Origin of the sequence: Aeromicrobium sp. Root236, assembly GCF_001428805.1 — a bacterium.
Classification (GTDB): Bacteria; Actinomycetota; Actinomycetes; order Propionibacteriales; family Nocardioidaceae; genus Aeromicrobium.
Map to the genome: position 1 here is coordinate 3,401,461 of NZ_LMIS01000001.1, position 19,479 is coordinate 3,420,939.

Sequence of the window (19,479 nt, forward strand, 5' to 3'; positions counted from 1 at the left end):
ATGACCTCCTCGAAGCGGCACACCGTTGCCGCGATCGACCTCGGCGCCTCCAGCGGCCGCGTCATGGTCGGTGAGGTCGGAGCCGATCACCTCGAGCTGCGTGCCGTCGCGCGATTCGCCAATGAGCCCGTACGCACGTCGGACGGGCTGCACTGGGACCCCCTCGAGCTCTACCGCCACGCTCTCAGCGGCCTGTGGACTGCCGCGAGCTCGTCCCCTGACGGGCTCGAGAGCGTGGCGGTGGACTCGTGGGCGGTCGACTACGCCCTCATGCGGGCGGACCGCATGCTGGGCGTGCCGTTCCACTACCGGGACGAGCGCACGGCCGCGGGCGTGGAGCGCATCCACGCCCGCGTGCCGTTCGCTGACCTGTACGCCCGCAACGGCCTGCAGTTCCTGCCGTTCAACACGATCTACCAGCTCGCCGCCGACGGCCTCGCCGCCGAGGCCGAGCGGATGCTGCTGATCCCCGACCTGATCGGCTACTGGCTGACCGGCGAGATGGTCACCGAGCGCACCAACGCCTCGACGACCGGACTGCTGGACGTACGCACGGGGCAGTGGGACACCGACCTCATGGCGCAGGTGGGGCTGCGTCAGTCGCTGTTCACGGACCTCGTCGACCCCGGCACCACGATCGGCACGGTCACCGGCGAGGTCGGCGAGCAGATCGGCGTGCCCGGGCTCGCCGTCACGGCGGTCGGCTCGCACGACACCGCCTCGGCGGTCGTCGGGGTGCCGATGCAGGGCGACGACGCGGCCTACATCTCGTGCGGCACGTGGGGGCTGGTGGGCCTCGAGCTCGACGCGCCGGTGCTGACCGACGAGGCGCGCAACGCCAACTTCACGAACGAGGGCGGCGTCGACGGGCGTACCCGCTTCCTCACCAACGTCATGGGCACCTGGCTCATCAGCGAGACGCTCCGCGAGTGGGAGCGCGCCGGCTTCAACGTGTCGCTGCCGGACATCCTCGCCGCCGCCGCTGGCGTGACGACCGACGTGCCGGTGTTCGACGTCCAGGACCCGCGATTCCTCCCGCCGGGAGACATGCCCGGCCGCATCGCTGAGCTCTGCGACGAGCAGGGCGCCCGGCCACCGGCGACGAAGGCCGAGCTGATGCGCAGCATCGTCGAGAGCCTCGCGTACGCCTTCGGGTCCGCGCTCGACACCGCCGAGCGGCTCGCCGGCCGGACGATCCGGATCGTGCACGTCGTCGGCGGCGGCTCGCTCAACCGGTTGCTGTGCCAGGCCATCGCCGACCGCAGCGGCCGCCCGGTGCTCGCCGGACCCGTCGAGGCGACGGCGCTCGGCAACGTGCTGGTCCAAGGACGTACGCTCGGCGCGATCTCCGGCTCCCTCGAGGATCTTCGGTCGCTCATCGCGCGCACCCACGATCTCGCGCGCTACGAGCCCAGAGCATGATCGGACCATGCCTCTTCGTGTGACCCTTCCCCACGCCAGCTGGATCGAACGCTTCCCCGATCTGACCGACCGTGTGGACCTCGGCGTCTGGGACATCTCGCAGGATCCGCAGCCCGAGGGCCACGTCGACCTCGCGGTCAGCACCTATCCCAACGCGACCGAAGGCTTGAGCCGCATCGACCCCGACCGTCTCGCAGTGCTGCAGCTCCAGACGCTCGGCTTCGACGGGGTGCCCGAGGCGTTGCCAGCCGGTGTGACGGTCTGCAACGCCGTTGGTGTGCACGAGGGCTCGACGGCCGAGCTCGCGGTGGCGCTGCTCCTGGCCTCTCAGCGGCAGATCGACGGCTTCGCGCGGGAGCGGCACGAGTGGAACCGGCGCTGGTCGCCGAGCCTGCAGGACCGCCGCGTCATGCTGCTCGGCCACGGCGGCATCGGCACCGAGGTCGAGCGGCGCCTCGACGGCTTCGACGCCGAGCTCGTACGTGTCGCGGGTCGCCGCCGCGAGGACGATCGCGGGGTCGTGCACGGCGCCGACGAGCTCGCCGAGCTGCTGCCGACCGTCGACGCCGTGATCGTCGCCGTGCCCCTCTCGGAGCAGACCGTCGGCCTGGTCGACGACGACTTCCTCGGCGCGCTGCCCGACGGTGCGATCGTCGTCAACGTCTCGCGAGGCAAGATCACCGACACCGACGCGGTCGTGCGCCAGGCCGGCCGCATCCGGTACGCCACCGACGTCACCGACCCCGAGCCGCTGCCCGCGGAGCACCCGCTGTGGGAGGTCCCGGGCGTGCTGATCTCGCCGCACGTCGGCGGCATGTCCACCGCGATGCAGCCCCGGATCGACGCCGTGATCCGCCGTCAGGTCGGCAACCTGCTCGAGGGCCGCGGCCCCGACTCCGTCGTGATCCCGGGTTAGCCGGGCTGGGCGATGAGCCCGGCGTCACGGGCGAACGCCAGGATGTGACCCTCGGCGAGCGAGGCGGTCCGATCGCCGTCGCCCTCACCGATCGCGGCGACGATCGCCCGGTGCTCGGCACGTAGCCGGGCCGCGATCGCCTGCCAGTCCTCGAGCTGCGGTGCCGCGTCGAGCACGTAGCTCTCGATCGAGGCGCGCAGCGAGGACATGATGGCGTTGACCAGGGGATTGCCCGCCAGTCGCACGAGCTCGAGGTGGAACTGGGTGTCGATGTGGTGGAACTCGACGGGGTCGTCCGTGGCGTCCATCGCGTCGAGCAGCTCGCGCGCGGGCGCCAGCACGTCGTCGGGGAGTCGTTCGAGCTGCCGGTAGGCCCACGACTCGAGCATCACGCGCGCGTCGATGACGTCGCCGACCGACAGCGAGTCGACGGCCACGTGGAGCCGCAGCGAGGCGCTGAGGGCGACCTCCGGGTCAGCGATGACCTGGGCCCCGGCCGACGGGCCGGATCCAGGAGCGCTGCGGATGATGCCGAGGGTCGAGAGCACCCGGATCGCCTCACGCACGGACGTACGACTGACGCCGAGCCGGTCGGCCAGCACGCGCTCGCCCTCGAGCCGGTCGCCGAGCTTGAGCCGCTTCGAGCGGATCATCGACTCGATCTCCTCGATGACGGTCTCGTACGCCTGTGCGGTCACCTCGGCCTCCTTGGTTTGCCGTGTGGTTGGACCACAGGTATCGTGTGGTCCAACCACAGCCTAGTGGAACGCAGTCCCCGAAAGGACCACCATGGCCTCGTCCCTGGTCAAGCAGCACCGCCGCTTCCCGCGCCCGCGTGACTTCCTGCCCCTGCTCAAGTTCAAGAAGCCCGTGCTCAACCCGACGCGTCGGCGGCTCGAGCGCGCTCTGACGGTGTGGGACCTGCGGGCGATCGCCAAGCGGCGTACGCCCAAGGCGGCGTTCGACTACACCGACGGCGCCGCGGATGCCGAGCTGTCGCTGGCGCGGGCGCGACAGGCGTTCGAGGACATCACGTTCCATCCCGCGATCCTGCGTGACGTCTCGGTCGTCGACACCTCGGTCGAGGTCCTCGGCGCCCGTTCGGCGCTGCCGTTCGGGATCGCACCGACCGGCTTCACCCGGATGATGCAGTCCGAGGGTGAGATCGCCGGCGCCACGGCCGCGGAGGCCGCCGGCATCCCGTACTCGCTGTCGACGATGGGCACCACCGCGATCGAGGACCTGGCCGCCGCGGCGCCGGGCGGACGCAACTGGTTCCAGCTCTACATGTGGAAGGACCGCGACCGCTCGATGGCCCTCGTCGACCGGGCCGCCAAGGCCGGGTTCGACACGCTTCTGGTCACCGTCGACGTGCCGGTCGCCGGTGCGCGCCTGCGCGACACCCGCAACGGCATGACGATCCCGCCGACCCTTTCGCCGCGCACGGTGCTCAACGCGATCCCACGGCCCGCGTGGTGGCTCAACTTCCTGACCACCGAGCCGCTGGCGTTCGCGTCGCTCGACAAGTGGTCGGGCACGGTCGCCGAGCTCCTGGACACGATGTTCGACCCGACCGTCACGTTCGACGACCTGGCCTGGATCAAGGACCAGTGGCACGGCAAGGTCGTCGTCAAGGGCGTCCAGAACGTCGACGACGCGGTCAAGCTCGCCGATCTCGGCGTCGACGCGGTGCTGCTGTCCAACCACGGTGGCCGTCAGCTCGACCGGGCACCGGTGCCGTTCCACTTGCTGCCCGACGTGCGCAAGGCCGTCGGTGACTCGGTCGAGATCCACCTCGACACCGGCATCATGTCGGGCCAGGACATCGTGGCCGCCCTGGCGCTGGGTGCGGACTTCACGCTGATCGGCCGCGCCTATCTGTACGGGCTCATGGCAGGCGGCCGCCGGGGCGTCGATCGTACGATCGAGATCCTGACGAAGGACATCGAACGTACGATGCGGCTCCTCGGCGTCAGCTCCGTGGCCGAGCTGGAGCCGGGTCACGTGACCCAGCTCCAGCGACTCGCCCCTCGGGGCTGATCACGCCAGCGGGCTCGCGGCCGGCCGGCGCTCGGGCGCGGTGGTCGCGGGCGGCTCGATGCCGAGCTGGTCGCGGGTGTTGATCATCCACGTGAGGAACGCCGTGACGAGGAAGCCGGGCACGGCCGACCACAGCCACCACGGGGAGTCGATCGACTGGGTGACGACGCCGATCATCGCCCAGACGATCAGCTGGATGCCCGTCGTCAGTGCGGTGAACGCGGCGGCGGCCCAGCGGGCGAAGCGCAGCCAGTCGGTCGGCGCGCCGGCCGGCCGGGGCGTCATCTGGTTGGGCCAGAACAGGTGGCCGAGGGCCTTGGTGAGGGGGTTGATGTCGTTCATGGGGTGCTCCTGGGTTCGTGGCCCGAAGGCCGGGGATCGATGTCTTCGACGCTAGTGATCCCGGAGCAGCGGAACGATGGGCTCAACCTGCCTCTTGCCGGTGGGCCTGGACCCACCTGGGCCGACGAGATGCGCCGATAGGCTGGCCGAGGCTCCCGTAGCCCAACCGGCAGAGGCAGATGGCTTAAACCCGTCACAGTGTGGGTTCGACCCCCACCGGGAGCACGTGGAGGGGTGTCGCGTTTCTCCTGTTATTGCAGCGTTTACGCGGGACTTGAGGAGTGGCTCACACCCCGCGTGAGCACATTTTGAGCACACATTGGCGATGCTTCATGAGATGTAGGGCTCTGCGGCGGCATGCAGGGCGATGGCTACGGCGTCGAGATCCTCATCGAACAGGTCGGCGTAGGTGTCGAGTGTCATCGCCGCTGAAGCATGTCCGAGCATTCTCTGGACCGCCTTCACGTTCGCGCCGGCCGAGATCGCAAGGGACGCCGCGGTGTGTCTCAGGTCGTGTGGTGTCAGCCGGGGGACACCCGAGCGAGCCACGGCGCCGGCGAACCATCCGCGCGTGTTGTTGTGCATGAAGTTCCCGTCTGGGGCGGGGAACACCAGTGCTGTGGGCGGCTTGTCCTTGCACGCCTCGCGCAGGCTTGCTTCGAGCAGCTCGGGAAATGGCACGGTCCGTCGCTCGTGGCTCTTGGGAGTGCCGACGATGAACTTGTGCCCGACCTCGACAGCGTTTTGCTCGACACTGAGGCGACGTCGTGCGAGGTCGATGTCCTTCGTCCGGAGAGCGGCCATCTCGCCCCACCGAAGACCGCAGTAGGCCATCACGAGCACGACCGGGCCGTATTGACCGGCCTCGCGAGCGAGTGCCTGGACCTGCAGGTGCGTCAGGTACGTCCGAGGTTTCTTGACCTTCCGTGGCGTCTTCACGCCGGTTGCCGGGCTGGCAAACAGACGACGGTCACGCACCGCCTCGTCGAGGATCCCTGTGAGTACCGCCAGTGCTCGTTGAACGGTCGTGGCACCGCGGGTCTCGCTCATCGTCGAGACCCAGTCCTGTACCTCGGTGTGGGTGATGTCGCTGAGGCGGTGCCCGGCCCAGGTCGGCTCGACATGAACACGCCAGGCGATTTCGAGAGGGCGGTACGACGACGGCTTGAGATGGGTCTGACGGGACAGCCATGCCGGCCCGAGCTCGCCGACGCTCACCCGCGCCGAGCGGGGATCGATGTACTGTCCGCGATCCTTCGCGACCTCGATCTCCGAAGCGAACCGCTCGGCATCTCGCTTCGTGCGAAACCCCCGCTTCGAAGTCTGTCGCCGGTTGGGCTTCCGATAGCGGACCATGTAGCGCCTACCGCTCGCCGTCTCGTACGCCTCGATGGTCGCCATTGTTGATCACCGCCTCATCTTTGGGCCTATCGCGGTCAGCAAATTCGGCACCAGTGCGCGACACGGAGTTGTGGACAAGCGCGGTGGCCGAGGCAGGTGGGGACGGCCGCCTTCTGCTCATGTTCGAACTCGTCGCTGCCCGTCGAGCCAGGTCCGTACGTCCGACAGCGAATACCGCACCCGCGTGCCGACCTTCACGTACTCAGGGCCGGTCCCGAGGTAGCGCATCTGCGCCAGCTGCCCTGTTGTCACCGAGAGCAGCTCGGCGAGATCCTCTGGCGCGACGAGGCGCTCCATCACCTGATCAGTCATCTGCTTCCTCCGTATCCGTTGGCATCACACCCACCTAAGGCCGCTCAGGTGCGCTCGAAGGGCCAGGGAGCGTTAAAGAATCGGGGGAACATTGGGGGAACATTTCGGGAGACGTGGGGGGAACGTAGATCGGGACGACTAGGTGGCCAGGTTCCCCGGCGCGTGCCAACCCGGTACAGACCTCTGAGACCGCGAAACGAGGAATCGGCGGAACGACCCACTTCCGCGGTGGAGGCGGGGTGCGGGATATGTCGTCCGGCGACTCTTTACCCTGCAAGGTGAGACCGTGAATCTCCACTCTTCCGCGATGTCCCTCAGGTGTAGATTTGCTCGACAGAGATGAGGATCTGGCATCCCGAGGTCAAGCAAGAGTGTCGCCCATCTGCGCAGCTGCCCCGGCGTAGGTGCGCTACCGTTGGAAAGAGGGAAGGAGCAGCGATGACCAAAAGGACTGTGTCGGAAAAGACGCGCCGCCAGTTCGTCGCGCGCTCGACCAAGGCGTCGGCGCGGTTGGAGCACCGCGACGTTCCCGATGAGCATGTCCGCTCGGCCAAGGTCGAGAAGTTCGTGGAGTCGCTACGCTCGAAGGCCTGATGGCTCTCGAACCTGACTACGGCGAGACTCTCCTCAACTACGAAGAGGCCGAAGCACTCACGCCCGAAGCTCGTAAGTTGCTGGGCAACCCGATCCGCAAGGCCGACCTGTACGACCTAGAGCAGCGCATCCAGGTGGAGGTCGCCGACGAGTGGTGGGGAAACCTGCTGAACTTCAACGTACCGATGCGCGACCTGCTCGACGACCACTTCGTGCGTGACCTCCACCGCCGTCTCTATGCGCCGGTCTGGGAGTGGGGAGGGCGCCAGCGCCGGCGGGAAACCAACATTGGCATCGCCCCGGAGCACATCGCCGTTGAGATGCGCAACGCGTTGGACGACCTCAACTATCACTGGAAGCACCAGACGGGTATGGACGCGCGAATGCTGGGCATCGCCGCTCATGCTGCCTTGGTCCGCATCCACCCGTTTGTAGATGGCAACGGTCGCGTGACCCGACTGCTGGCGGAACTTGTGTATCTCGCGGGGCAAACAGCTTGGGAGCCGGTACACACCTACGACTGGGAAGTCGACCGCGCCACCTACATCCGGCTCCGGCGCGAGTACGACGTGACCCGCGACCCCCGCGCACTCGCCGAGTTCATCACCGTCATCAACCTCGAAGCGACGGAATAGGCGCCCCGACAGGTAGCCCCTTCGGGGCGAAATGCTCTCGACTCAGGCACCACCCCTCGGTCTAGTGGCGCCGGTCGAACGGCGTGTGTAGGGCGTCCATGAGTCCGTTGTGTAAGGCGTTGTAGGTCGATTCCCATCTGGGATCTGACTGCAAGGTTCGTTCGCGAGCAAGTCGGGCCAACTCGTAGACGACCCGTCGGCACCCAGCTGGTGACGCCAAGGTGCGGTCGACGCAAGTGCCTATTGGGTGCTCGAGAGTCTCGACGCGTTCGACAACTTCAACTGCGATCGCTCCGTGGGTGGCTGCGCGCCGCTCCTCATACGCGGCCCTCCGGCACGCCTGTGAACACCAGATCGGTGGTCGCCCGATCGGCTTGCTCTGCGTCGGCCTGCCGCATCGAGGGCATGTTCCCTCCGCGACTTTTCGGCCACTTTCCTCGCGCTTATCGCGCTTCTTTTCTGCATTCATGACCCCTAAGGCCTTTCGTACGGACGCAAGGGGACACCGAGAATGCAAGAGGTGTGTGGATGTTGGAGGAGAGCGTTCTTGGACGGGGAATGTAGGCGCTCTGACGCATCGTTTGTATCGGTGGAGATCACACAATCTGATCTGTCTCCGCTACCAATCGGAGCCTCTTACTGAATTTCAGTGAGGGCCTTCGTCGATCGCACAATCACTCGCAGATTGCAGAGCTGGTCATGAATGCAACGAGGGGTGGTCGCTTGAGAAACGCGGCGTGGTCGTGATCCAGGCCGAACCAACGTCCTGACGCGGTCTTCTGAATCGCTTCCAGCCCGCTGCCTGGCACTGGTTGGGGTAGCGCGGACAGCTGCCTGTTCTCAGTCGGCTTCGAGAGCGTAGACGTACTCAGGGGTGTCGCGCGCCTCATGCGCTGTCCAGTAGAGGGGCGCGATGGCTGCGGCAGACGCCTTTTCGGGCCCGGAGTCGATCAGCAGGTTGATGGCGACGTACGCCGCGTGAACTCCGGTGTCGGCCAGCGCGCCGTTCAGGTTGATGGCCCAGTTGCGCAGAGCCGCCGATGCGGCATTGATGTTGCCCATCATCGGGATCGGGCTGATGGACCCGCCGCCCGTTGTGAACAGCAGCGTCCCCGAGTCGCGTTCGAGCATCTCGGGCAGCACCTCGCGGACCGCCGTGATGGCCGAGTACAGGTAGAACTCCAGTTGAGGGGCCATGGAGTCGACCGTGAGGTCCAACGCCCCGACCATCTCGACTCCCGGCACCGGGGCGTGTGGCGCTGGCGAAAACTCGAGCACGTCGATCGAGCCGAAGATCTTCTTGGCGGCGGCGAGGGCGGCGGTGAGGCTGTCACGGTCCATCACGTCGCCGGCGAAGCCGCGCGCCTCGATGCCCTCGTCGCGCAGCGTCCGGGCGAGCTCGTCGAGGCGGCTCTGCGTCCGGGAGATGAGTGCCACGGAGAAGCCCTCCCGTCCGAAGACGCGGGCGATGGCGAGACCCAGACCGGGACCGGCTCCGACGATGGCGATGGTGCTCATGGCGTGCTCCTAAGTGGGGATCTATGTTCACTTAGAGGATACACACAAATGGGCGGCACTCTCCACTTAGTCGGGGTGTGCTCGGACCTCTGCCCCGTGTGGCCGGCAGCCGTCGAGGAGGATCGCCGACACGCGCGCCGACGCCGCCTCGATGCAATCCCGATCGGCAGCGGCCAGGGGGGCGATAACGCCTTCGTGTGCCTGCAAGAGGATGACGACATCGACGCCCGTGAAGTCGGAGCGTAAGGCCCCGGCCTCGCGTGCTCGATCGACGAGAAGCTCGAGGCCGGTGTCGGCACGCCGATGCTCCCGTCCTAGGCGACCGTCCTGCGGGAAGGATCGGAGCAGTGCGGTCGTGAAGGCTCTATCGTCTCGTTGCAGCTCGAAAAGGAAGGTCATGTAGTCCGCGAAGGCCTCCCACGGGTCGGCGCGCTCGACGAGGCTCTCGACCTTCTCGGCGCACCGCACAATCTGGTCAGCGAACACCAGCTCGAGCAAGTCCTCCCTCGTTGGAAAGCGCCGGTACAGGGTCGCCGACCCTACACCGGCGCGCCGCGCGATCTCCGCGACCGGAGCGTCTGCTCCCAGCTCGGCGAAGGCCGACCGGGCCGCCTGAGCAATACGCTCACGGTTGCGCGCAGCATCGGCTCGCAGGGAGCTTTCGCCGGGGAGCCGTGGGGATGACACCGTCACAGCGTATCGCCGCACTTCCCATCGACTCGGAACTGCGACTGATCGGCTAATGGCGTCCGCGAAGATGGGGATCGTCAATGATCGAGACGTGCCCGACGTCGTCCAACCGTTCGCACGAGCCGGGGTCCGAGGTGCACGTGCGTCCTGTGGGTCGGCGTCATCAGCGTCAGGACCGCGAGGCGAGGTGGGCGGCACTCGCCGCTCGAGCCGCAACCTCTCGACGGCTTCGCAGGAGCATCGCCGCCAGGGTGAGGAGGATGCCTGCGACCGCCCAGATGCTCAGTCGGACGATGGGACCGGAGACGGCCGCGCCGTCGAAGTACTGGACGGACCGCAGGAGGTCGAGAGCATCACCCTGCGGGAAGACGTAGTAGAGGGTCTGGAAGAAGTCGTTCATCACGTGGACGCCGAGGGGGCCGCCGGAGGACGTGTTGCCGAGGATCACCAGAGTGATCGTCACGCCCAGCGCGGCGATGGTGCCGCCGAGTGCGGCGACGCCGGTCACCGCGCCTCCGATGGCCAGCGCCGTCAACCACAAGATCGCGAACACCTCCCAGGGGCCGACGGTCACGGCATCGAGGGCGACGTCGATCCACAGGGTGATGAGTCCCGCGAGGGCGCCCGCGTACAGCACGAGGACGACGCTGCGCTCGGCGAACTTCTTCACGGTGTCGACCGTGCCGAGGACGCGACCGAACACGGTCGCGCCGAGTGCTGCGCCCAGCCCGGCGAATAGGATCGCGTAGAACTCGATCGATCCGACGGGATCGGTCGCGGGCAACGGTGCGACGTCAGAGGTCGTGTTGGCGACGTTCAGCCGTGCCGCGAGCGACTCACCGATGCCGGCGATCGCCTGACCGAGGGCACGGCCGCCGCCGCTGGCGACGTAGGTGGTGACGCCGGCGTCGTTGCCCGGTGTGGGCAGGACGATGGCCCCGTCCGCCTCTCGATCAAGGACGGCGGCTCGCGCCTGGGCCGCGGACGCGACGACCTTGACGTCGAGGGAGTCCTGCCGCTCGAGAGCCGCGACCGTGCTGGCGTCGCCGGTGACGGCGAGCTGGACGTTGTTGGGCTTGGGGTTGCCGAACGCGCTCGAGTAGCTCGTGAGCATCGCCATGGCCAGGAGCAGGATCGCGATACCGCCGAGGACCACGTTCCGGTAGCGGTGAGCGGATCCCGGCCCCTCGGAGGTCAGTGAGCCTCCTGCTGCCGCAGCCTCGAAGTCTGGGTGCACCGGAGCGTCGTGGAGGGATGCCGGCTGTTCAGGCTGCGTCATGATGTCCTTTACAGATGTAAACTATAAGACGAATGTACATCAGTGCCCTGGTGGTGGCAAGATGGATGCATGCCTGAGGAGATGAGGACGTCGCCACCTAGGGGACAGCGCGTCGATCCGCGAGTCACCCGCACCCGCGCGGCCCTGATCCGCGCACTGACGGCGATCGTGTCCGAGTCGCCGAAGGGCGAGTCGATCTCGATGAGCGCGGTCGCGCACCGTGCAGGACTGAGCAGGCAGGCGCTGCATAACCACTACGACAGCGTCGGCGACCTTGCGACGGACGTCTGGATCAGCCGGCTGCTCGACAGCCGGCTGTCCTTGGACGAGAGTGCCTCTGACCTCGTCCAGGCGCTCACCGGAGCGGTCCGAGAGCGCGGAATCGAGCCGTTGCTCACCGCAGGGCGGGACAACCGTGAGTTCTTCGACAAGCTTCGGGCCATCCCACGTGGCGAACGTGTCGCCGAGATCCTCGCGGCGGCCGTGACCACCTGGCTGACGGAGTCGAGTGGCGGTCACGATCGATCAGAGATTGTGCTCACCGACGATGGGCGCGTCTTCGCGATAGGTGGCATGGTGGCGCTCGTCTCCACGTGGCAGATGGCGGACACCCCGCCGAGTACGACTCAGCAAGTCGCGACACTCCGAGCATTCGCGGCCGCCGTTGCGGCCGCCGCTTCGACTTGAGGCCCTCGCAGGTCAGCGTGGCGCCCATGGCCGGGACCGGTGCATGCCGGCTGTCAAGGGCGACAAAGCGTCCCCGGTGGCCGTCGTGCTAGCACCGGCGCGGGGGCGAGCTTGCTCACAATCCGCTTCTTCACTATCCGGACGACTGGCCGTTGAGCGTCGGTTCATATCGATTCGCTGCCGCTCATGCGGCTCTGCTCAGGCCTGCGTCACTAGGGGTGAGGAGGTCATCGTTTTCACGCCAGCGGAAGTGGAAGCCAGGTCTCCCTGTCGCTTGGCCAGGTAAATTGGTCATTGGCCAGACGACTTACGTCAACGCCACACCTCTCCCCCTCGGCTGGAGGTCGGCAGACACATTCGTGAGCACATTTTGAGCACAAACGCTCGTGATCTACCTGCGATTGCCGTGATTCACGTGAGACGCATTCATTGAAATTGCCGGAGAAAATGACATCTCCGCAGGTCGGCAAAGCGGCCGAATAGGGTTCGACCCCCACCGGGAGCACGTGGACCGGTCCTGTCGGTCGCCGGTGGCAGCATGTCCCCATGGCGATCGAGGTGCGGCCGGCGAGCAGCTTCGACGACGTACGCACGATGGTGGGGCCCAAGCGTCCGGATGCCAACGTCTGCTGGTGCCTGAGCTATCGCATCCCTTCCAAGGAGAACGTCGAGCTGCGCGGCCCGGCCCGCGGCGAACGCGTCGCCGAGCTGGTGCGCGAGGACCCGCCGCCCGGCGTGCTGGCGTACGACGGTGACGACGTGGTCGGCTGGGCGGCGGTCCATCCGCGCTCCGACACGAGCTTCGCCCGCAACCGCAAGATCCCGCTCGTCGACGACTTGGACGTGTGGTCGTTGTGGTGCATCCGCGTACGCCCAGGGCACCGCGGCAAGGGCATCTCGCACGTTCTCGTGGCCGGCGCCGTCGACTTCGCCCGTGCCAACGGCGCACCGGCGATCGAGGCCTATCCGGTCGACAACGGCGATCGCAAGGTGGACCTCACGATGGCCTACGTCGGCACGCGGCGACTGTTCGAGCGTGCTGGGTTCACCAAAGCGGCCGCCACCCAGTCGGTGCTCAATGGCTTCCCGCGTGTGCTGATGCGCCTCGACCTGGGCTGACCTCGATCGACCGGCGCTATGCCGTCGTACGCCGGCCTTCGAGCTGCCGCTTGACGTAGAACCCCAGCCCGGCGAGCGCGACCGTCAGCACCAGGTGCAGCCAGTTGTCGGCGGAGTCGAGCGGGACGAAGTTGGCGCCGCTCTCCTTGTCGATCGCGATGCCGTAGATCGTCAGCACGGCGTAGATCGCGGCACTGCCGAACAGGAACGGCGGCACGAGGCGGGCCTCGCGGGCAGCGGCCAGTCCGGCGACGCCGAACAGGACGTGCACGAGGTTGTGCAGGATCGAGACCTGGAAGATGCCGAGCAGCTGGGCGCCGCTGTCGTGGTCGGCGAACGTCAGGGAGTCGTAGTCGGTCGTGATGCCGGGGATGAAGCCGAGGACACCGACCAGGAGGAACACGGCGCCGACGGCCGCGGCTGCCGTCCTGGCGAGCCGCTCCGCATCGGTGCCGACGCTGCGTGACGTGCTCATCGAACAGTCCTTTCGTCGAACGGTTACCGAGCACATACCCACGGAATGCCGGGGTCAATCGGTCGCCCGTCGAGCGTGCTTGACCGGGTCGTAGGCTGGCCTTCCGCCACGCACAAGGAGCACCACGATGGACGTTCGCACACTGGGTCGCACGGGACGCAAGGTCTCGGTCGTGGGACTCGGCACGTGGCAGCTCGGCGCGGACTGGGGCGACGTGACGCACGACGAGGCGATCGCCGTGCTCGACAGCGCGACGGCGGCCGGCGTGACGTTCTTCGACACCGCTGACGTCTACGGCGACGGCCGCAGCGAGCAGCTGATCGGCGAGTACCTCAAGGACCGTCCGGAGCTCGACGTCTTCGTCGCCACCAAGATGGGACGACGAGCCGACCAGGACCCGGTGAACTTCACGCTCGACAACTTCCGTGCCTGGACCGACCGTTCACGCACCAACCTCGGCGTCGAGACGCTCGACCTGGTGCAGCTGCACTGCCCGCCGACGCCGGTGTTCTCCAGCGACGAGGTCTATGACGGCCTCGACCTGCTGGTGCAGGAGGGCGTGCTGGCGGCGTACGGCGTCAGCGTCGAGACCGTCGACGAGGCGCTCACCGCGATCGCCCGGCCCAACGTGGCGAGCGTCCAGATCATCTTCAACGCGTTCCGGCTCAAGCCTCTCGACGAGGTGCTGCCCGCGGCCAAGGAGGCCGGCGTCGGCATCATCGCTCGCGTGCCGCTCGCGAGCGGCCTGTTGTCGGGTCGCTACACGACCAGCACGACGTTCGCACCGGACGATCACCGCACCTACAACCGCGGCGGCGAGGCGTTCGACGTCGGCGAGACGTTCTCCGGCGTCGACTTCGAGACCGGCGTGCGTGCCGCCCAGGAGTTCGCCGCGGCCGTCCCGGAGGGCGTGCGCCCGGCCCAGGCCGCCATTGCGTGGATCCTCGCGCAGGACGGCGTCACGGCCGCGATCCCCGGTGCCCGCAACGTCAACCAGTCGCGCTCCAACGCGGCGGCGGCTGACGTCGTGCTGCCCGACGGCTTCGACCAGACCGTGCACGACATCTACGACCGACACCTGCGCGACGCGATCCACCCGCGCTGGTAGCCACCCGCCCCTCACACCAACCAGGAGCTCGTATGTTCAGCCGGTACGTCGCCATCGGCGACAGCCTCACCGAGGGCCTCGGCGACGATCCGTGGCCGGGCGACGTTCCCCGTGGCTGGGCCGACCGGGTCGCGCAGCACCTCACGGACCAGGCCGGTCGCCCCGTCCACTACGCCAATCTCGCGGTCCGTGGGCAGAAGGCTGCGCAGGTGCGGGCCACCCAGCTGCCGGCGGCACTGGCTGCCGAGCCCGACCTGGTCACCGTCACCGCGGGCATGAACGACCTGATGCGGCCCAAGGTCGACATCGACACCGTCGGAGCCGATCTCGACCACATGGCTCAGCGGCTGACCGACCAAGGGATCGTCACGGTCCTCGTCCCGCTCCCGGACATGACCGGGCTGCTGCCGATCGGTGCGAGGCTCAAGGGGCGGGTGGACGCCCTCAACGGCACGCTTACCGACGTCGCGGCGCGACGGGGAGCCATCCTGGCCCCGCTCCCGCCGCGAGACGTGTTCGGGCTCCCGGAGGCGTGGAGCAGCGACCGTCTCCACCTCTCGCCGCTGGGTCACACGCGGTTCGCGCTGGCCATGCTGCACACGCTCGGTCTGCCGACCGAGTCCGCCTGGGACGAGCCGCTGGTGCCCGGCCCGAAACCGGCGCCCGTCCGCCGGGTCGTCGGTGAGCTGCAGTGGTGGGCCGGGTTCGCGGGTCCGTGGATCGGCCGGCGCCTGAGGGGCCGCTCGTCCGGGGACGGCCGCACCGGCAAGCGCCTGGCCCTCGAGCCGTGGACGATCGCCGAATAGCCGTTCGAGCAGGACGCACCGGGACTAGGCTGGCGCGCAGCGAGGTGAGGATGGACGCGGAGGCTCGGTTCGACGAGATCGTCGAGGATCTGGCGCCTCGTGGCGTGCTGCCCGGAGCGTTGTTCGGTGCCCGGTCGATGACCGTCGAGGGCACGGCATTCGCCTGCCTCAAGGGCGGTCAGCTGGCCGTCAGGCTCGGCGCCGGCACCGTCGCGCACACCGACGCTCTCGCACTGGCCGGGGCGTCGTTGTTCGATCCCTCCGGCAAGGGCCGACCGTTCAAGGACTGGGTGGCGGTGCCTGCGGAGGAGTCCGGTACGTGGGGACGCCTGGCCGAAGCCGGCCTCGATGCACTCGGGGGTGCCGCGTGATCTTCTCGTCGCCGGATCCGGCCAGCGACCCATACTTCGCGGTGACCCTGCTGCGCCTGCAGAAGACCTCGTACGCCCTGGAGGCCGAGCTGATCGGGGACGACCGCATCCCGCCACTGCTGGAGGACGAGGTCGAGCTGACCGCCTGGCGCGGCCGGTGGCTGACCGCGTGGGACGGCGTCGACCTGGTCGGGGCGATCGCGTGGTGGGAGGACGACGACCGCATCGACATCGAGAAGGTCATGGTGAGCCCGGTTGCGACGCGGCGAGGCATTGCAAGCGCGCTGCTCCGTGAGGTGCTCGGGCGCGCGTCGGGTCGCGAGATCGTCGTGGCCACCGGTCGCGCCAACGCCCCGGCCGTGTCGCTCTACGCCAAGCACGGCTTCCGCGTCGAGGGTGACGAGCAGGTGCCGCCCGGCATCTGGATCACGCGGCTGCGGCGGGCCGGACAGGGCTAGCTCTGGAGGATCCGCATCGCTGCCCAGGTCTCGTCGAGCGCGATGCTCTCGACCGCCGACCAGCCGTAGTCGCCGATCAGGTCCTGCAGCGTGTCCTCGTCGAGGTCGGAGTGACCGGTGAGGGGATAGGTGATCCACACGATCGGGATCGACCCGAGCTGGGGCAGCACCTCGTCGAAGTCGTCGGTCAGCGCCGTGCGGTCGTCGGTGACCAGGATCGCCGCGTCGACGTTCTCGGGCTCGTCCTCGTCGCGGACCTCGATCGTCTCCGCGCCCTCGGGCAACGGGTCCAGCAGCGACGTCTCCTCGACGCTCGCGCCGATGATCCACACGACGAACCCGTCGCCGATCCTGAGCTTCTCGGCGTTCGTCGTCTCCGTCATGTCGTCATCCTATGTGGACGCGGCGGACGGCCGTGACGTCCCGGATCGTACGCCCGACACCGAGACCCTTGCCCTCGAACCGCGTCTGGGGCCGCCCCTCGAACCGCGGTCCCCACTCGCCGCCGTCGAAGTCGGGGGACTCGGTGACGACGGCGCGGATCTGCTCGGCGTAGTCCTCCCAGTCGGTGGCGAGGCGCCACAGGCCGCCGGGCTCGAGCACGCGGGCGGCGAGGCGGGCGAACTCCGGTGTCACGAGCCGGCGCTTGTGGTGCCGCTTCTTGTGCCACGGATCCGGGAAGAAGATGCGCAGCTCGTGGACCGATCCGGGCGCCAACATCGTGGTCAGGGCCTCGGCCGCGTTGACGACCATCAGTCGTACGTTCGTGACGCCGACGTGCCGCATCGTCACCAGGGTCTGTGCGACGCCGGGCACGTAGACCTCGAGGCCGAGGAAGTCGAGCTCGGGGTGGTCCGCCGCGGCCTGCACCAGCGCCTCGCCGCGGCCGCTGCCGATCTCGACGACGAGCGGGGCGATGCGCCCGAACGCCTGCTCCGTGTCCAGCACGTACGACGGGTCGACCGACGTGCTCGGGCCGTGGCGCGGGACCTCCAGCACGTACGTCCGGGACATCGCGTCCCACGCGGCCTGCTGGCGCTCGGTCAGGCGGCCTCCGCGTCGGGTGAACGAGACCGGCTCGGTCCGGTACGGCGTGGGCTCCACTCGCGCTAGCGTAGACGCGTGGACATCGAACCTGACACCAAGGACTGGACCTGGGTCCTCGACCAGGCGTGCCCGGAGTGCGGTCTCGCGGCCGGCGACGTGCCCCCGGCCGAGGTCGCGCACCGGGTGCAGGCCGACCTGCCGCGCTGGTCGGCCGTCCTCGAGCGTGCCGATGCACGCGAGCGTCCCGCGCCCAGCACCTGGTCGCCGACCGAGTACGCCTGCCACGTCCGCGACGTCCACGTCCTGTTCGCCGAGCGGATGCGCCTCATGCTCGACCAGGACGGGCCACACTTCGCCAACTGGGACCAGGACGAGACCGCGCTCGCCGACGACTACGCCTCGCAGGACCCCGCGACCGTCGCGACTCAGCTCGTCGAGGCCGGTGAGGGCATGGTCGAGCTCCTCGGATCGATCCCCGACGACGCCTGGGACCGCACGGGCTTCCGCAGCGACGGCTCGGAGTTCACGGTCGCGACGCTGTCGCAGTACTACCTCCACGACATCGTCCACCACCTCCACGACGTACGAGGCTGACGATGCCGCCGACCGCCGACTGGGACGCGATCGTGCTGGCGGGCGGCCGCGGGTCGAGGCTCGGCGGCGTCGACAAGGCAGCGCTCGAGCTCGACGGTGAGACGCTGCTCGCCCGTACGCTCCGCGCTGTCGACGGTGCAGGCCGGGTCATCGTCGCGGGTGACCCGCGACCGGTGCCCAAAGATGTGGTCGTCGTGCAGGAGGAGCCCCGCTTCTCCGGGCCTGCTGCAGCGATCGGTGCGGCGATGGCCGAGGTGCGTGCGCCCTACGTCTTCCTGGCCGGCTGCGACCACCCGTTCCTCGCCGACGCGGTCGACCTGCTCCTCGACTCGGCGTCCGGCGACGGGGTCATCGCGATCGACGACGGCGGCCGGCGGCAGTACCTCATGAGCGTCCTCGACTCGTCGGCGTTGCGGGCCTCGATCGCCGCCCAGCCGACGTTGGTCGACCTGTCCGTACGCGCTCTGCTGGTGCCGCTGGAGCTGATGGAGATCCCGATCCCCGTACGTGCGGCACTCGACATCGACACGTGGCACGATCAGGAGAAGGCGCTGGCAGAAGGGAACCACGATGGCTGACATGTCCCTCGACGACTGGGTCGTGATGGTGGCGACCGAGCTCGGCATCAAGGAGCTCGACCTCGACACCGAGTCGGTGCTCGACCTCGCGGCGGACGCGGCACATGCCGTCGTACGCCCGGCCGCGCCCCTCACGACGTTCCTCGCCGGCCTCGCCGCCGGCATGGCGGGAGGGTCCGAGTCCGACCTCAAGGACGCGATCGAGACCGCCACGGCGCTGTGCGAGCGCATCGAGGAGGAGTCCGCGTAGATGGCCGGACGGCTGACGAGGCGTACCAAGGTCACCCGGTTCGCGCCGGACGGCTCGTCGACCGTCCGCGAGGACGCCCTCGCGGTCGAGGAGCCGCTCGAGATCCGCGTCGGCGGCACGTCGCTGTCGGTCACGATGCGTTCGCCGGGCGACGACTTCGACCTGGTCGCGGGCTTCCTGGTGTCCGAAGGTGTCATCTGGTCGGCCGACCAGCTCGTCTCGATGCGGTTCTGCGCCGGCACCGACGACAACGGCCTGCAGACGTTCAACGTCATCGACGCCGAGCTGAGCGCCGACACCCCGCCGCTGGACGTCTCGCTCGAGCGCCACGTCTACACCTCGAGCTCGTGCGGCATCTGCGGCACCGCCTCGATCGACGCGGTGCACAAGGCCGCCCACTTCGGGCACCTCGACGACGCGAGCTCGTGGACCCACGACCTGCTCGGCACGCTGCCGGACCGGTTGCGTGAGGGCCAGAAGGTCTTCGACCGCACCGGGGGAGTGCACGCCGCCGGGCTGTTCGACGTGTCGGGCGAGCTGCTGTGCCTGCGCGAGGACGTTGGCCGGCACAACGCGGTCGACAAGGTCGTCGGCTGGGCACTCCGCGAGGGCCGTCTGCCGCTGGCGGGCACGGTGCTGCAGGTGTCCGGCCGGGCGTCGTTCGAGCTCGTGCAGAAGGCCCACATGGCCGGCATCCCCGTGCTCGCGGCGGTCTCGGCGCCGTCCTCGCTCGCGGTGGAGCATGCCGAGTCGGCTGGCATGACGTTGCTGGGCTTCAGCCGCGACGGCGCCTTCAACGCGTACGCCGGGCCGCACCGCGTCACCTGAGCTCGACAC

At 68.5% G+C, this 19,479-nt stretch carries 25 protein-coding genes and 1 tRNA gene; 16 read left to right on the plus strand and 10 right to left on the minus strand.

Features of this window, described 5'->3' with window-relative positions:
• Positions 1 to 1,422: a rhamnulokinase family protein gene (locus ASE12_RS17065; RefSeq protein WP_056403319.1), complete on the plus strand. Its 1,422-nt coding sequence runs from the start codon at positions 1 to 3 to the stop codon at positions 1,420 to 1,422.
• 7 nt (positions 1,423 to 1,429) lie between these two features.
• A complete protein-coding gene (locus tag ASE12_RS17070) occupies positions 1,430 to 2,338 on the plus strand; it encodes an NAD(P)-dependent oxidoreductase (RefSeq protein WP_056403322.1) in 909 nt (302 codons plus the stop codon).
• Here the strand turns inward: ASE12_RS17070 and ASE12_RS17075 are convergent.
• Positions 2,335 to 3,036 (minus strand): FadR/GntR family transcriptional regulator, encoded by a 702-nt coding sequence (locus tag ASE12_RS17075; RefSeq protein ID WP_056403326.1) that lies wholly within the window; start codon positions 3,034 to 3,036, stop codon positions 2,335 to 2,337. The two genes, ASE12_RS17070 and ASE12_RS17075, sit on opposite strands and share 4 nt — an antisense overlap.
• Before the next feature lie 91 nt (positions 3,037 to 3,127).
• Here ASE12_RS17075 and ASE12_RS17080 point away from each other — a divergent pair, with 91 nt between their 5' ends.
• The gene (locus ASE12_RS17080) at positions 3,128 to 4,378 is read left to right on the plus strand and encodes an alpha-hydroxy acid oxidase (RefSeq protein ID WP_056403329.1); all 1,251 of its coding nucleotides are present in this window, start codon (positions 3,128 to 3,130) and stop codon (positions 4,376 to 4,378) included.
• Here ASE12_RS17080 and ASE12_RS17085 read toward each other — a convergent pair whose 3' ends face one another.
• Entirely contained in the window at positions 4,379 to 4,720 is a 342-nt protein-coding gene (locus tag ASE12_RS17085) for a hypothetical protein (protein WP_056403333.1), read from the minus strand.
• A 151-nt stretch (positions 4,721 to 4,871) separates the two neighbouring features.
• Between ASE12_RS17085 and ASE12_RS17090 the strand changes: the two genes are divergently transcribed.
• Positions 4,872 to 4,945 (plus strand) — tRNA-Leu (locus ASE12_RS17090).
• A 105-nt stretch (positions 4,946 to 5,050) separates the two neighbouring features.
• On the opposite strand, the gene ASE12_RS17095 is transcribed toward ASE12_RS17090, so the two are convergent.
• Both ASE12_RS17095 and ASE12_RS17100 read right to left on the minus strand, forming a co-directional pair.
• Positions 5,051 to 6,121, minus strand: a complete 1,071-nt coding sequence (locus tag ASE12_RS17095; RefSeq protein ID WP_056403335.1) for a tyrosine-type recombinase/integrase — start codon at positions 6,119 to 6,121, stop codon at positions 5,051 to 5,053.
• A 117-nt stretch (positions 6,122 to 6,238) separates the two neighbouring features.
• Positions 6,239 to 6,433, minus strand: a complete 195-nt coding sequence (locus ASE12_RS17100; RefSeq protein WP_056403338.1) for an AlpA family transcriptional regulator — start codon at positions 6,431 to 6,433, stop codon at positions 6,239 to 6,241.
• A gap of 438 nt (positions 6,434 to 6,871) precedes the next feature.
• Here ASE12_RS17100 and ASE12_RS20145 point away from each other — a divergent pair, with 438 nt between their 5' ends.
• Both ASE12_RS20145 and ASE12_RS17105 read left to right on the plus strand, forming a co-directional pair.
• Positions 6,872 to 7,027 (plus strand): hypothetical protein, encoded by a 156-nt coding sequence (locus ASE12_RS20145; RefSeq protein ID WP_157413034.1) that lies wholly within the window; start codon positions 6,872 to 6,874, stop codon positions 7,025 to 7,027.
• Positions 7,027 to 7,662, plus strand: a complete 636-nt coding sequence (locus tag ASE12_RS17105; RefSeq protein ID WP_056403341.1) for a Fic family protein — start codon at positions 7,027 to 7,029, stop codon at positions 7,660 to 7,662. The genes ASE12_RS20145 and ASE12_RS17105 overlap by 1 nt, the downstream gene beginning before the upstream one ends.
• An 840-nt stretch (positions 7,663 to 8,502) precedes the next feature.
• Here ASE12_RS17105 and ASE12_RS17110 read toward each other — a convergent pair.
• The 3 genes from ASE12_RS17110 to ASE12_RS17120 form a co-directional block, all read right to left on the minus strand.
• Complete coding sequence (locus ASE12_RS17110) at positions 8,503 to 9,180, minus strand: SDR family oxidoreductase (protein ID WP_056403344.1); 678 nt, start codon at positions 9,178 to 9,180, stop codon at positions 8,503 to 8,505.
• A gap of 66 nt (positions 9,181 to 9,246) precedes the next feature.
• Positions 9,247 to 9,867 (minus strand): TetR/AcrR family transcriptional regulator, encoded by a 621-nt coding sequence (locus tag ASE12_RS17115; protein ID WP_162255515.1) that lies wholly within the window; start codon positions 9,865 to 9,867, stop codon positions 9,247 to 9,249.
• Positions 9,868 to 10,039: 172 nt separating this feature from the next.
• Entirely contained in the window at positions 10,040 to 11,149 is a 1,110-nt protein-coding gene (locus ASE12_RS17120) for a hypothetical protein (RefSeq protein WP_056403350.1), read from the minus strand.
• Positions 11,150 to 11,218: 69 nt separating this feature from the next.
• Between ASE12_RS17120 and ASE12_RS17125 the strand changes: the two genes are divergently transcribed.
• Together ASE12_RS17125 and ASE12_RS17130 are read left to right on the plus strand one after the other, a co-directional pair.
• Positions 11,219 to 11,836, plus strand: coding sequence for a TetR/AcrR family transcriptional regulator (locus tag ASE12_RS17125; protein WP_056403354.1), 618 nt, complete (start codon positions 11,219 to 11,221; stop codon positions 11,834 to 11,836).
• Positions 11,837 to 12,382: 546 nt separating this feature from the next.
• A complete protein-coding gene (locus ASE12_RS17130) occupies positions 12,383 to 12,955 on the plus strand; it encodes a GNAT family N-acetyltransferase (protein WP_056403356.1) in 573 nt (190 codons plus the stop codon).
• A 16-nt stretch (positions 12,956 to 12,971) separates the two neighbouring features.
• On the opposite strand, the gene ASE12_RS17135 is transcribed toward ASE12_RS17130, so the two are convergent.
• The gene (locus tag ASE12_RS17135) at positions 12,972 to 13,430 is read right to left on the minus strand and encodes a DUF4383 domain-containing protein (RefSeq protein ID WP_056403360.1); all 459 of its coding nucleotides are present in this window, start codon (positions 13,428 to 13,430) and stop codon (positions 12,972 to 12,974) included.
• 127 nt (positions 13,431 to 13,557) lie between these two features.
• Between ASE12_RS17135 and ASE12_RS17140 the strand changes: the two genes are divergently transcribed.
• The 4 genes from ASE12_RS17140 to ASE12_RS17155 are packed head-to-tail and all read left to right on the plus strand — an operon-like array spanning position 13,558 to position 16,173.
• Positions 13,558 to 14,538 carry an aldo/keto reductase gene (locus ASE12_RS17140; RefSeq protein ID WP_056403362.1) on the plus strand — a complete coding sequence of 327 codons (981 nt, stop codon included), beginning with the start codon at positions 13,558 to 13,560 and terminating at the stop codon, positions 14,536 to 14,538.
• Between the two features lie 32 nt (positions 14,539 to 14,570).
• The gene (locus ASE12_RS17145; protein WP_056403366.1) at positions 14,571 to 15,344 is read left to right on the plus strand and encodes an SGNH/GDSL hydrolase family protein; all 774 of its coding nucleotides are present in this window, start codon (positions 14,571 to 14,573) and stop codon (positions 15,342 to 15,344) included.
• A 44-nt stretch (positions 15,345 to 15,388) separates the two neighbouring features.
• Positions 15,389 to 15,715, plus strand: coding sequence for a hypothetical protein (locus ASE12_RS17150; protein WP_200955046.1), 327 nt, complete (start codon positions 15,389 to 15,391; stop codon positions 15,713 to 15,715).
• A complete protein-coding gene (locus ASE12_RS17155) occupies positions 15,712 to 16,173 on the plus strand; it encodes a GNAT family N-acetyltransferase (RefSeq protein ID WP_056403371.1) in 462 nt (153 codons plus the stop codon). Before ASE12_RS17150 ends, ASE12_RS17155 begins: the two co-directional genes overlap by 4 nt.
• Here ASE12_RS17155 and ASE12_RS17160 read toward each other — a convergent pair.
• On the minus strand, positions 16,170 to 16,556 hold the full coding sequence (locus ASE12_RS17160; protein ID WP_056403374.1) for a DUF3052 family protein: 387 nt from the start codon (positions 16,554 to 16,556) through the stop codon (positions 16,170 to 16,172). The genes ASE12_RS17155 and ASE12_RS17160 overlap by 4 nt on opposite strands.
• A gap of 4 nt (positions 16,557 to 16,560) precedes the next feature.
• Positions 16,561 to 17,277, minus strand: a complete 717-nt coding sequence (trmB, locus tag ASE12_RS17165) for a tRNA (guanosine(46)-N7)-methyltransferase TrmB (protein WP_056403376.1) — start codon at positions 17,275 to 17,277, stop codon at positions 16,561 to 16,563.
• A gap of 18 nt (positions 17,278 to 17,295) precedes the next feature.
• On the opposite strand from trmB, the gene ASE12_RS17170 reads away from it, so the two are divergent.
• The 4 genes from ASE12_RS17170 to fdhD are packed head-to-tail and all read left to right on the plus strand — an operon-like array spanning position 17,296 to position 19,470.
• The gene (locus tag ASE12_RS17170; protein WP_056403379.1) at positions 17,296 to 17,814 is read left to right on the plus strand and encodes a DinB family protein; all 519 of its coding nucleotides are present in this window, start codon (positions 17,296 to 17,298) and stop codon (positions 17,812 to 17,814) included.
• 2 nt (positions 17,815 to 17,816) lie between these two features.
• Positions 17,817 to 18,392, plus strand: coding sequence for a molybdenum cofactor guanylyltransferase (locus ASE12_RS17175; RefSeq protein ID WP_056403382.1), 576 nt, complete (start codon positions 17,817 to 17,819; stop codon positions 18,390 to 18,392).
• The gene (locus ASE12_RS17180) at positions 18,385 to 18,642 is read left to right on the plus strand and encodes a DUF6457 domain-containing protein (protein WP_157413035.1); all 258 of its coding nucleotides are present in this window, start codon (positions 18,385 to 18,387) and stop codon (positions 18,640 to 18,642) included. Before ASE12_RS17175 ends, ASE12_RS17180 begins: the two co-directional genes overlap by 8 nt.
• Positions 18,643 to 19,470 carry a formate dehydrogenase accessory sulfurtransferase FdhD gene (gene fdhD, locus ASE12_RS17185; protein ID WP_056403388.1) on the plus strand — a complete coding sequence of 276 codons (828 nt, stop codon included), beginning with the start codon at positions 18,643 to 18,645 and terminating at the stop codon, positions 19,468 to 19,470.
• Positions 19,471 to 19,479: the final 9 nt, after the last annotated feature.